General features: G+C 55.1%; 13 protein-coding genes and 1 other annotated feature (1 of these 14 only partly in view). Of the genes, 8 read left to right on the forward strand and 5 right to left on the reverse strand.

The features are described from left to right. Window positions 1-12: 12 nt before the first annotated feature. Window positions 13-1,014, reverse strand: a complete 1,002-nt coding sequence (locus INF68_RS13675) for a zinc-binding alcohol dehydrogenase family protein (protein WP_126786308.1) — start codon at window positions 1,012-1,014, stop codon at window positions 13-15. A 108-nt stretch (window positions 1,015-1,122) separates the two neighbouring features. On the opposite strand from INF68_RS13675, the gene INF68_RS13680 reads away from it, so the two are divergent. Continuing rightward, window positions 1,123-2,022 carry a LysR family transcriptional regulator gene (locus INF68_RS13680; protein WP_126786309.1) on the forward strand — a complete coding sequence of 300 codons (900 nt, stop codon included), beginning with the start codon at window positions 1,123-1,125 and terminating at the stop codon, window positions 2,020-2,022. 91 nt (window positions 2,023-2,113) lie between these two features. Here the strand turns inward: INF68_RS13680 and ettA are convergent, their stop codons facing one another. After that, window positions 2,114-3,781, reverse strand: a complete 1,668-nt coding sequence (gene ettA, locus INF68_RS13685; RefSeq protein WP_006810191.1) for an energy-dependent translational throttle protein EttA — start codon at window positions 3,779-3,781, stop codon at window positions 2,114-2,116. A gap of 227 nt (window positions 3,782-4,008) precedes the next feature. On the opposite strand from ettA, the gene sltY reads away from it, so the two are divergent. Both sltY and trpR read left to right on the forward strand, forming a co-directional pair. Then, complete coding sequence (gene sltY / locus INF68_RS13690; RefSeq protein ID WP_126786310.1) at window positions 4,009-5,946, forward strand: murein transglycosylase; 1,938 nt, start codon at window positions 4,009-4,011, stop codon at window positions 5,944-5,946. 55 nt (window positions 5,947-6,001) lie between these two features. Then, complete coding sequence (gene trpR, locus INF68_RS13695; protein WP_109845603.1) at window positions 6,002-6,328, forward strand: trp operon repressor; 327 nt, start codon at window positions 6,002-6,004, stop codon at window positions 6,326-6,328. On the opposite strand, the gene yjjX is transcribed toward trpR, so the two are convergent. After that, window positions 6,325-6,840, reverse strand: a complete 516-nt coding sequence (gene yjjX / locus INF68_RS13700; RefSeq protein ID WP_048961786.1) for an inosine/xanthosine triphosphatase — start codon at window positions 6,838-6,840, stop codon at window positions 6,325-6,327. The genes trpR and yjjX overlap by 4 nt on opposite strands. Window positions 6,841-6,889: 49 nt before the next feature. Between yjjX and gpmB the strand changes: the two genes are divergently transcribed. Continuing rightward, the gene (gene gpmB, locus INF68_RS13705) at window positions 6,890-7,537 is read left to right on the forward strand and encodes a 2,3-diphosphoglycerate-dependent phosphoglycerate mutase GpmB (protein WP_008502057.1); all 648 of its coding nucleotides are present in this window, start codon (window positions 6,890-6,892) and stop codon (window positions 7,535-7,537) included. Here gpmB and robA read toward each other — a convergent pair. Further along, window positions 7,534-8,403, reverse strand: coding sequence for an MDR efflux pump AcrAB transcriptional activator RobA (gene robA / locus INF68_RS13710; protein WP_193525327.1), 870 nt, complete (start codon window positions 8,401-8,403; stop codon window positions 7,534-7,536). The two genes, gpmB and robA, sit on opposite strands and share 4 nt — an antisense overlap. A gap of 211 nt (window positions 8,404-8,614) precedes the next feature. Between robA and creA the strand changes: the two genes are divergently transcribed. Further along, the gene (creA, locus tag INF68_RS13715) at window positions 8,615-9,088 is read left to right on the forward strand and encodes a protein CreA (RefSeq protein WP_032660778.1); all 474 of its coding nucleotides are present in this window, start codon (window positions 8,615-8,617) and stop codon (window positions 9,086-9,088) included. A gap of 45 nt (window positions 9,089-9,133) precedes the next feature. On the opposite strand, the gene arcA is transcribed toward creA, so the two are convergent. Continuing rightward, entirely contained in the window at window positions 9,134-9,850 is a 717-nt protein-coding gene (gene arcA, locus INF68_RS13720; RefSeq protein ID WP_003856501.1) for a two-component system response regulator ArcA, read from the reverse strand. Window positions 9,851-9,945: 95 nt separating this feature from the next. Here arcA and yjjY point away from each other — a divergent pair, with 95 nt between their 5' ends. The 3 genes from yjjY (at window position 9,946) to thrL (ending at window position 11,452) form a co-directional block, all read left to right on the forward strand. Then, window positions 9,946-10,086 (forward strand): protein YjjY, encoded by a 141-nt coding sequence (gene yjjY / locus INF68_RS13725; RefSeq protein WP_085928893.1) that lies wholly within the window; start codon window positions 9,946-9,948, stop codon window positions 10,084-10,086. Window positions 10,087-10,485: 399 nt separating this feature from the next. Beyond that, complete coding sequence (locus tag INF68_RS13730) at window positions 10,486-11,172, forward strand: tRNA/rRNA methyltransferase (RefSeq protein ID WP_126786312.1); 687 nt, start codon at window positions 10,486-10,488, stop codon at window positions 11,170-11,172. 211 nt (window positions 11,173-11,383) lie between these two features. After that, window positions 11,384-11,452: a thr operon leader peptide gene (gene thrL / locus INF68_RS13735; protein ID WP_015572623.1), complete on the forward strand. Its 69-nt coding sequence runs from the start codon at window positions 11,384-11,386 to the stop codon at window positions 11,450-11,452. Beyond that, window positions 11,391-11,489: a sequence feature (Thr leader region), on the forward strand (it continues 19 nt past the right edge of the window). (Overlaps the previous gene by 62 nt.)

Genomic DNA, 11,489 nt, shown 5'->3' on the forward strand with positions numbered 1-11,489 from the left:
GCATCAAACCACTCAGAACTCAACCACCACTTTCCCGCGCATATGCCCCTCCAGCACTTTACGGTGCGCCTCGGTAATGCTTTCCACGCTCAGCCCGTGCAGCGTTTCACTCAGCGAACTTTCCACCACGCCGTTATCCACCAGTTTTGCCACCTCATTGAGGATCTCACCCTGACGCGCCATATCCGCGGTCTGGTACATGCTGCGGGTGTACATAAATTCCCAGTGCAGGGCGGCGGATTTGGACTTCAGCTTGTCCTGGTTCAGCGGACGTTCATTCTCAACGATGGAGCAGATATGCCCCTGCGGCGCAATCAGTTCGCTGACCGCATCCCAGTGCCCGTCGGTATCGTTGAGGATGAAAATGTAATCCACAAAGGTCAGCCCCTGTTTCGCCAGCTCGCCTTTCAGGTCGCGGTAGTTGACGACAACGTCAGCCCCGCGTTCGCGGCACCAGCGGGCGGAATCTTCTCGCGAAGCGGTTGCGACGATCTTCACCTTGCTGTTGTGCTTCGCAAAGGGGATTGCCAGCGATCCCACGCCGCCCGCACCGCCGATGATCAGCAGCGTTTTATCCGCCCCGGCATCCTGAATGTTCAGCCGCTCGAATAATCCTTCCCAGGCAGTAAGGGCGGTCAGTGGCAACGCGGCAGCCGCGGCCCAGCCGAGGCTGGCAGGCTTATGCCCGACAATCCGCGCATCGATCAGCTGATGCGTGGTATTGCTGCCCGGGCGGGTGATGTCGCCCGCGTACCACACTTCATCCCCCGGTTTGAATCCGGTCACGCCAGCCCCCACGGCTTTGACGATCCCGCTGGCATCCCACCCGAGGATGCGCGGCTCATTCAGCCCGTTCCTGGCAATGCCTGCGTGGACTTTGGTATCGACCGGGTTAACGGAGACGGCTTTCACCTCTACCAGCAGATCGTGCTCGCCGGGCTGCGGCATTGGCGGGGTGATTTCAATGAAGATGGACGGATTTTCTGGGTTAACGGCAATGGCTTTAACAGACATGGTGTGCTCCTCAATGGAATGCGTTTTGTTGAGGCTAGTCTATAAAGTGGACAGCTGCGTGATAAGATGGACAATCAAGAACTCAGCGTTCGTACAGGATGAACAATCATGTTTAAACAGCTGCAGGATATGGCGCTTTTCGCGCTGGTGGCGGAGATGGGAAGCTTTACCGCGGCGGCGCAGAAGGCCGAACTGCCGAAATCCAGCGTTAGTCAGCGAATTAGCCAGCTGGAGCAGCAGGTGGGTATCCGCCTGCTGAACCGCACCACGCGCAGGATCAGCCTGACGTTCGCGGGCGAGCACTATCTGGTGCACTGTCGGGAGATGCTGGCGGCCAGCGAGCGGGCAGAGTATGCCATTCAGCGCCTGCGTGAAAACCCCAGCGGCCGGCTGCGTATTACCTGCCCGGCGGGGATTGGCGCGACCCTGCTGGCGCATATGAATGCCGAGTTTCAGCTTCGCTATCCTGACGTGTCGCTCGATGTATCGATCTCTGACGACGTGGTGGACCTGGTCGAGTCCGGTTTTGACGTGGCGCTGCGCACCGGCAAGCCGCAGGACTCCTCTCTGATAGGCAGAATGATCGGACACTGCCCGCGCTACATGCTGGCCTCGCCGGACTATCTGGCGCGTCGGGATCCGCTGACGCATCCCCGCCAGCTGGTGGAGCACCGCTGTATTACGCACCGGGCATGGTCGGAGTGGCTTCTGCGAAGCGAGAGCGAGGATTACCGCTACCTGCCGGATAACGCGCACATGACCGATAATCTGGTATACGCCCGCGAGTGTGCGATTGCCGGTGCGGGGATCACGCTCTTACCCGCATTTCTGCTGGAAGATAAAATTGAAAAAGGTGCGCTGGTTCAGGTGCTGCCGGAGTGGAATGTTGAAGGTAACGATCTGTGGCTGGCCTACCCGAGCCGCAAGCTGAATTCGCCTGCGCTGATGAGCTATATCGAGTTTGCGATGCAGTTTGATGAGGTGAAGCGGTATTACGTGGGTGGCTGAGTTTGTGCCGCCTGATGCCCTCACCCTGGCCCTCTCCCACGGGGAGAGGGTACAAACATAAAAAACGGCAACCGAGGTTGCCGTTTTGCTTTTATTTCGCGATACGTTTGTACTTAATACGCTTCGGCTCCAGCGCGTCGGCGCCCAGCGTGCGTTTCTTGTACTCTTCGTATTCGGTGAAGTTACCTTCGAAGAACTCCACTTTACCTTCGTCCTGATAGTCCAGGATGTGGGTCGCGATACGGTCCAGGAACCAGCGGTCGTGCGAGATAACCATCGCGCAGCCCGGGAACTCCAGCAGGGCGTTTTCCAGCGCGCGCAGGGTTTCGATATCCAGGTCGTTGGTTGGTTCATCGAGCAGCAGAACGTTACCGCCCACCTGCAGCAGCTTCGCCAGGTGCAGACGACCGCGCTCACCGCCGGACAGCTCGCCCACGCGTTTGCCCTGGTCGGTGCCTTTGAAGTTAAAGCGGCCAACATAGGCGCGGCTTGGCATCTCGGTGTTGCCGATACGCATGATATCCAGACCGCCGGAGACTTCTTCCCACACGGTTTTGCTGTTATCCATCGCGTCACGGAACTGGTCAACGGAGGCCAGCTTCACGGTTTCACCCAAGGTGATAGAGCCGCTGTCAGGCTGTTCCTGACCGGACATCATGCGGAACAGGGTCGATTTACCCGCGCCGTTCGGACCGATGATCCCGACGATAGCGCCTTTCGGTACGGAGAAGGTCAGGTCGTCGATCAGCAGACGGTCGCCGTAGGACTTACGCAGGTTGGTAACTTCAACCACTTTATCCCCCAGACGTGCTCCAGGTGGAATAAACAGTTCGTTGGTTTCGTTACGTTTCTGGTATTCGGTGTTGTTCAGCTCTTCAAAGCGTGCCAGGCGGGCTTTGCCCTTAGACTGACGGCCTTTCGCGCCCTGACGAACCCACTCCAGCTCTTTCTCGATAGACTTACGACGCGCCGCTTCCTGAGAAGCTTCCTGTGCCAGACGCTGATCTTTCTGCTCCAGCCAGGAAGAGTAGTTGCCTTCCCACGGAATACCTTCACCGCGGTCCAGCTCCAGGATCCAGCCAGCGACGTTGTCGAGGAAGTAACGGTCGTGGGTAATCGCCACAACGGTGCCTTCGAAGTCGTGCAGGAAGCGCTCCAGCCACGCCACGGATTCTGCATCCAGGTGGTTAGTCGGTTCGTCGAGCAGCAGCATGTCTGGTTTTTCCAGCAGCAGGCGGCACAGCGCCACGCGGCGGCGTTCACCCCCGGAGAGGTTCGCGATTTTCGCATCCCAGTCCGGCAGACGCAGGGCATCAGCCGCGCGCTCCAGCTGCACGTTCAGGTTGTGACCGTCGTGCGCCTGGATGATCTCTTCATACTTGCCCTGTTGCGCGGCCAGCTTGTCGAAGTCCGCATCCGGCTCGGCGTATTTGGCATACACTTCATCCAGACCTTTCAGCGCGTTAACCACTTCGGATACCGCTTCTTCAACGGATTCGCGAACGGTGTGTTCCGGGTTCAGTTGAGGTTCCTGCGGCAGGTAACCAATCTTGATGCCAGGCTGCGGACGGGCTTCACCTTCGATGTCTGTATCAATGCCGGCCATGATGCGCAGCAGGGTGGACTTACCGGCACCGTTGAGACCCAGAACACCGATTTTTGCGCCCGGGAAGAAGCTCAGCGAGATATTTTTAAGAATATGACGTTTCGGCGGGACAACTTTGCCGACACGATGCATGGTATAAACGAATTGAGCCACGTTGGACTTCGCCTCTTTTATCGTAATGAGAAGGAATTTCAGCCTCGAAGTGTAGCCTTTTTCACGTCCTAATCCCAGCCAGGAACGTCGGGAGTGTTAAAACGCGCAAGAAAGGTAAAAAAGTGTCCATGACGTGGCGCGTTGAAGGATGCCTGGTTAGCATAAGTTAATTAGACTTTGACGTGGCAAGACGCTGCAATTGACGAAAAAACAATGAGGAAGAGCTTGTGGAAAAAGCCAAACGGGTGGTCTGGCGTCTGCTGGCTGCCAGCGTATGCGTAATGGCGGTAAGCCAGGCGGTGCATGCCGACTCACTGGATGAACAACGTAACCGCTACGCCCAGATTAAACAGGCGTGGGACAACAAGCAGATGGATACCGTGCAGGCGCTGATGCCGACGCTAAAGGATTATCCGCTGTATCCGTATCTGGAGTACCGCCAGATAACCGACGATCTCATGAACCAACCCACCGTCACCGTGAATAACTTCATTCAGGCGAACCCGACCCTGCCGCCTGCCCGAAATCTCCAGTCTCGCTTTGTGAATGAGCTGGCGCGTCGCGAAGACTGGCGCGGCCTGCTGGCGTTTAGCCCTGAAAAGCCGAACGCCACCGAAGCCCAGTGTAACTATTACTACGCGAAATGGGCGACCGGCCAGCAGGAAGAGGCCTGGGCCGGGGCGAAAGAGCTCTGGCTGACCGGAAAAAACCAGCCAAACGCCTGTGATTCCCTGTTTAGCGCGTGGCGCGCTTCCGGCAAGCAGGATCCGCTGTCCTACCTTGAGCGCATCCGTCTGGCGATGAAAGCCGGTAACACGCGTCTGGTGACCACGCTGGCGGGGCAGATGCCGTCCGATTACCAGACGATCTCTACCGCGGTTATCGGGCTTGCAAACGATCCCAACAGCGTGCTGACCTTTGCCCGCAGTACGGGCGCGACCGATTTTACCCGCCAGATGGCGGCGGTGGCCTTTGCCAGTGTGGCGCGTGACGATGTGGAAAACGCGCGGCTGATGATCCCGCAGCTGGTGCAGGCGCAGCAGCTCAATGAGGAGCAAACCCAGGAGCTGCGCGATATTGTGGCGTGGCGACTGATGGGCACCGATGTGACCGATGAACAGGCGCGCTGGCGTGACGATGCGATTATGCGTTCGAACGCCACCTCTCTGGTGGAACGCCGCGTGCGCATGGCGCTGGGCACGGGCGATCGTCGCGGGCTCAATACCTGGCTCGCGCGTTTGCCAATGGAGGCCAAAGAGAAAGACGAATGGCGCTACTGGCAGGCCGATCTGCTGATGGAGCGCGGCCGTGATGATGAAGCCAAAGAGATCCTCCATACGCTGATGCAGCAGCGCGGGTTTTACCCAATGGCTGCCGCGCAGCGTCTGGGCGAGGAATACACCTTCCGTATAGATAAAGCGCCTGCCAACGCGAACCCGGCGCTGACGCAGGGGCCAGAAATGGCGCGCGTTCGCGAGCTGATGTACTGGAATATGGATAACACCGCGCGCAGCGAGTGGGCAAATCTGGTGACCAGCCGCACCACCGACGAGAAAGCCCAGCTTGCCCGCTATGCGTTTGATAATCACTGGTGGGATCTCAGCGTGCAGGCGACGATCGCCGGCAAGCTTTGGGATCATCTGGAAGAGCGTTTCCCGCTGGCGTACAAAGATCTTTTCGATCGCTACACCAGCGGCAAAGATATCCCGCAAAGCTACGCGATGGCGATTGCCCGTCAGGAGAGCGCCTGGAACCCGAAAGTCCGTTCCCCGGTGGGCGCCAGCGGCCTGATGCAGATTATGCCAGGCACGGCGACGCACACGGTGAAGATGTTTAATATTCCGGGGTACAGCAGTCCGTCGCAGCTTCTGGATCCGGATACCAACATCAATATCGGTACCAGCTATCTCCAGTACGTGTATCAGCAGTTCGGCAATAACCGCATCTTCTCTTCGGCGGCGTATAACGCGGGTCCTGGGCGCGTGCGCACCTGGCTCGGCAACAGCGCCGGACGCATCGACGCGGTAGCGTTTGTGGAGAGCATCCCGTTCTCGGAAACGCGCGGCTACGTGAAGAACGTGCTGGCCTATGACGCTTACTATCGCTACTTCATGGGGCAGAAAGATACCCTGATGAGCGATGCCGAGTGGCAGAGACGTTACTGATCGGCGTGGGTTGTGTTATGCTGTACTCGCTAAAGAGTACAAGAGGCAGCATAACATGACCCAGCATTCCCCGTATTCCTCGGCAATGGCCGAACAACGTCATCTGGAGTGGCTTCGTTTTGTGGAGCTGCTGCGTCAGTCTTACGAACAGGATCTGCATTTACCCCTGATGCAGCTGATGCTCACGCCGGACGAGCGTGAGGCGCTGGGCACGCGCGTGCGCATCATTGAAGAGCTGCTGCGCGGAGAAATGAGCCAGCGCGAGCTGAAAAATGAGCTCGGCGCGGGCATCGCAACGATTACCCGCGGATCGAACAGCCTGAAGTCGGCACCCGTTGAGCTGCGCCAGTGGCTGGAAGCGGTATTGCTGAAAAATACCTAACGATAAATCGCGTTATGGAACGGGCTTAACGCCAGGATCACCGCCTGATGATAAACGCCTGAACGCGTCAGCGCGCCTGCGGTAAAGACGCCAATCGCCCCTTCTTTACGGCCAATCTCATCAATGCCGGTGTACTGCGACATCACCGGCCCGAGCGCTTCACCCGCGCGGACTTTTTCCAGAATAATCTCCGGCAGCGGCAGGGTGGCTGAACGCGCTTCACCGCGCTGTTCACGGCTTTCGATCACCACCCAGCTAAAGGTTGCGCCTTCGTCGATACCTGCTTCAATCGCTACCCAAAAGTCCGCATCCGGTGCCGCAGCCCTGGCATTTGCCACGCGGTTTCGTGCGCCAGCGCGCGTTTCCTCGCTGCCAAACGGCTGTTCAGGAACGCCACTCTCGACGCCGATGGCCTCAATATGGCAGGATCCTGCGCCGAAGATCTCTTCAAATGCCCTTAGAATTGCCTGAATTTTGGCAGGATTAGTGGTAGCAGAGACAACATGGTGCATAATTAAGCTCGATTCAAAAAAACTCATCGCAGTATAACGGAAAAAAAGCATGTTACAGGTATACCTTGTTCGCCACGGTGAAACGCAGTGGAACGCCGAGCGACGTATTCAAGGCCAGTCAGACAGTCCTCTTACAGAGAAGGGCGTGCAGCAAGCGTGGCAGGTGGCAGAACGCGCCCGAACGCTGGGCATTACCCACGTCATTACCAGCGATTTAGGTCGCACACAGCAGACGGCGCGCATCATTGCAGACGCCTGCGGCTGTGACGTCATGCTGGAGCCGCGCCTGCGCGAGCTGGATATGGGCGTGCTGGAAAAACGCCATATCGATACGCTGACGGAAACGGAAGAGGGCTGGCGCCGCACGCTGGTGAACGGTACCGAAGATGGCCGTATTCCTGAGGGCGAATCCATGCAGGAGCTCAGCGTCCGTATGCATGCCGCACTGGCGGAATGCCTGAAGCTGCCGGCGGGAAGCCGTCCGCTGCTGGTGAGTCACGGGATTGCGTTGGGTTGCCTGGTGAGCACCATTCTGGGATTACCGGCTTACGCTGAGCGCCGTTTGCGTCTGCGTAACTGCTCCATTTCCCGAATTGATTATCAGGAAAGCGCGTGGCTGGCGTCAGGTTGGGTCGTGGAGATGGCAGGGGACATTTCGCATCTCGATGCCCCTGCGCTTGACGAACTGCAGCGTTAACGACGTATTGGAATCAAAAATTCCATACGCAGATTGATTGGGCCTTCTTCCGGTTTGGCATCCTGCGCCGGGTAGTAGCGCTCAATGTCCTGACCTTTACGGCGATTCAGATTCAGCATCGGCATGCAGGTTCCGTAAACGGTCAGGATAAATTCCTGAACCCCCGTTCCCAGCCCTTCATAGGCGAACATCACGTATTCGCCGCCTTCCAGCACGACAGGCTTCGAACCCTGAATATACCCATTGGCCATCTCTGGCGTCAGCGCGGTGGTGTAGAACACCTCCTGCTCGTCGTCTTTTTCCTGGCTTGGGTGCGTTTCGTTGAGGCCATACAGGATTGGCGGGATCGTCGGTGCGTGGCTCAGGAAGTCGCGCCAGAACTGGACGCGCATCTGATGACGGAACTCGGAAATCTGCTCCAGTGAACAGGAGTAGCTCTGCGTTGTGCCGATCAGATGGGTTTCCGGCAGTGTAATAATGTCGTACTTCGGCATTGCGAACTCGCCCAGACGCAGCGGCGGACGCATGCCAAACGAGCTCCAGTCAGGCGAGCGACGATAAAGCGCTGGCGTCAACAAGAACTGTTTTTTAAAGGCGCGGGTGAAGGTCTGCTGTGAATCGAAACGATATTGCAGGGCAATATCCAGAATCGGCCGCGCGGTGAGGCGCAATGCTACAGCAGATTTTGATAAACGACGTGCGCGAATATAGGCCCCGATAGCATGACCGGTGACATCCTTGAACATCCTTTGAAGATGCCACTTGGAATAGCCTGCTTTAGCCGCCACATTATCCAGTGACAAAGGCTGGTCGAGATGACCTTCCAGCCAGGTGAGCAGGTCGCGAATAATTCCAGCCTGATCCATATACTATCCTCATCCTTAAAACAGCAGGTGCCTGATAACAGGTTAGCGGATAATAGCATTTTTTGATGTTTTAGCATTCAGTGTTTTTTTTGCGCATTCATGCTTTTTAGAGCACATTACAGGCAGATATATTCTAATCCTGTGATCTTGCTACATTTTTGTCTAAAGTGTTGAATAATTGCTCAGTGTAATTTTAAAGAATGGTAACAATATGAAATACAAGACTTTGATCTTCACCGCGTTGATGCTGATGGTTGGGCGCGTGGCGCAGGCAGAACAGATTGGCTCCGTCGATACCGTGTTCAAAATGTTCGGCCCGGACCACAAAATCGTGGTGGAGGCGTTTGACGATCCGGACGTGAAAAACGTCACCTGCTACGTCAGCCGCGCGAAAACGGGCGGTATCAAAGGCGGGCTGGGACTGGCGGAAGATACCTCCGATGCGGCGATTTCTTGTCAGCAGGTGGGCCCGGTTGAATTGAGCGACAAAATTAAAAACGGCAAAGCGCAGGGCGACGTGGTATTCCAGAAACGGACCTCGCTGGTGTTCAAAAAGCTGCAGGTTGTGCGTTTCTACGATGCCAAACGCAATACGCTGGCCTACCTGGCCTATTCTGACAAAGTGGTGGAAGGGTCACCGAAAAACGCGATCAGCGCGGTGCCGATTATGCCCTGGCGGGAATAAAAAAACGGCGCATAAGCGCCGTTTTTTAATGCATTAACTGCGGGATTATTCCTGTAAATCGCCGCAGAAACGGTACCCTTCGCCGTGAATGGTGGCGATGATTTCCGGCGTATCTGGCGTAGATTCGAAATGCTTACGAATACGACGGATGGTCACGTCTACGGTACGGTCGTGCGGCTTCAGCTCACGGCCGGTCATTTTCTTCAGCAGTTCTGCACGGGACTGAATTTTTCCCGGGTTTTCGCAGAAGTGCAGCATCGCGCGGAATTCACTGCGCGGCAGTTTATACTGCTCACCGTTCGGGCTAATCAACGAACGGCTATTGATATCAAGTTCCCAGCCGTTGAATTTGTAGCTGTCTACGCTACGACGCTCTTCGCTGACCGTACCCAGGTTCATGGTGCGGGACAGCAGGTTGCGTGCACGAATGGTTAACTCGCGAGGATTGAACGGCTTGGTGATGTAGTCATCCGCACCGATTTCCAGGCCAAGAATTTTATCAACTTCGTTATCACGGCCCGTCAGGAACATTAACGCGACGTTCGCCTGCTCGCGCAGTTCGCGCGCCAGAAGAAGACCGTTTTTGCCCGGCAGGTTAATATCCATGATCACCAGGTTGATATCATTTTCAGAAAGGATCTGATGCATCTCTGCGCCATCGGTCGCTTCAAAGACATCGTAGCCTTCTGCTTCGAAAATGCTCTTTAACGTGTTGCGTGTTACCAACTCGTCTTCAACGATAAGAATGTGCGGGGTCTGCATGTTTGCTACCTAAATTGCCAACTAAATCGAAACAGGAAGTACAAAAGTCCCTGACCTGCCTGATGCATGTCGCAAATTAACATGATCGGCTTAACGTGACTAAAGTACGTAATTGCGTTCTTGATGCACTTTCCATCAACGTCAACAACATCATTAGCTTGGTCTTGGGTACTTTCCCTTTGGACCCGACAGTGTCAAAAACGGCTGTCATCCTAACCATTTTAACAGCAACATAACAGGCTAAGTGACACCAGACACCCAATAAAACTACGCTTCGTTGACATATATCAAGTTCAATTGTAGCACGTTAACAGTTTGATGAAATCATCGTAGCGGAATGCTAGCCTTTGTCACAATTTTTCAATAAACCAACTAGTTGCGGACATTGATTTATAAACGAAGCGAATCCAATCAGAATAGGGTATTCATATTGCTATTATCATTATAAAACATAGGGATAATAGTGTTCTGTTAACATTCTAACTGATTGTTCAGACAAGGAATAGTTTAGCGTTTTTAATTTGTTATGAAACGCTATTTCGGTGATTTGTGTTGCAATTTTGTAAATTCGCGCTGCGTAATATGTTGAAGTGCATCACATTTTTACCCGCTAACTGATTAAAAAGAGAGCATAAATGCATCTGTCGATTGTACTGGTTGCCCCAGCCAGAGCCGAAAATATAGGCGCTGCCGCGCGTGCCATGAAGACCATGGGGTTCACCGATTTACGTATCGTGGACAGCACTGCCCACCTGGAGCCTGCAGCTCGTTGGGTCGCGCACGGATCGGGCGATATCCTCGATAATATAACCACTTACGCTACGCTTGCTGATGCGCTGCACGACATTTCGTTTACCGTTGCGACCACCGCGCGCAGCCGTGCGAAGTTCCATTACTATGCCACGCCAGCGGAGCTGGTGCCGATGCTGAGTGAGAAAAGCCAGTGGCTGGATAAAGCCGCCCTGGTGTTTGGTCGCGAAGATTCAGGATTAACCAACGAAGAGCTGGAGCTGGCGGACGTTCTTACCGGTGCGCCGATGGTCGCCGATTATCCCTCCCTGAATTTAGGCCAGGCGGTCATGGTCTACTGCTATCAATTAGCCTCCCTAATACAAATCCCCCAACCTCCGGCAGAAGGGGCAAATGAAAATCAGCTGGCTGCGCTGCGCGCTCGCGTTGAGCAACTCTTGTTTCAGCTGGGGGTAGCGGACGATCAGAAAATGGCTGACTGGCTGCAGCAGCGTTTGGGCCGTCTTGAGCAGCGGGACACCGCAATGCTGCACCGTTTGCTGCACGATATTGAAAAAAAATTGGCGGAGTAAAATCCTGTCATAAGTTTTTACTATGGCGAATAAGTCTGTCCAGAAGGGTTGCTATTGGGCGAATCGGATGAAAATAAATCTGCAAACAGCGGGACGTGAGAGTCTCCCGAATTGTGATCAAATTAAAAATTCGTTGACTTAAGGTGCTCGATCCTTTAACCCTAAAAGAATACAGGACAGACAGATAATAATGACAGAGTACACAACATCCATGAAACGCATCAGCATCACCACCATTACCACAACCATCATCATTACCACAGGTAACGATGCGGGCTGACGCGTACAGGAAAAACAAAAAAAAGCCCGCACCTGAA

The sequence above is a fragment of the Enterobacter cloacae complex sp. P16RS2 genome, assembly GCF_014982155.1.
GTDB classification, from domain to species: Bacteria; Pseudomonadota; Gammaproteobacteria; order Enterobacterales; family Enterobacteriaceae; genus Enterobacter; species Enterobacter cloacae_M.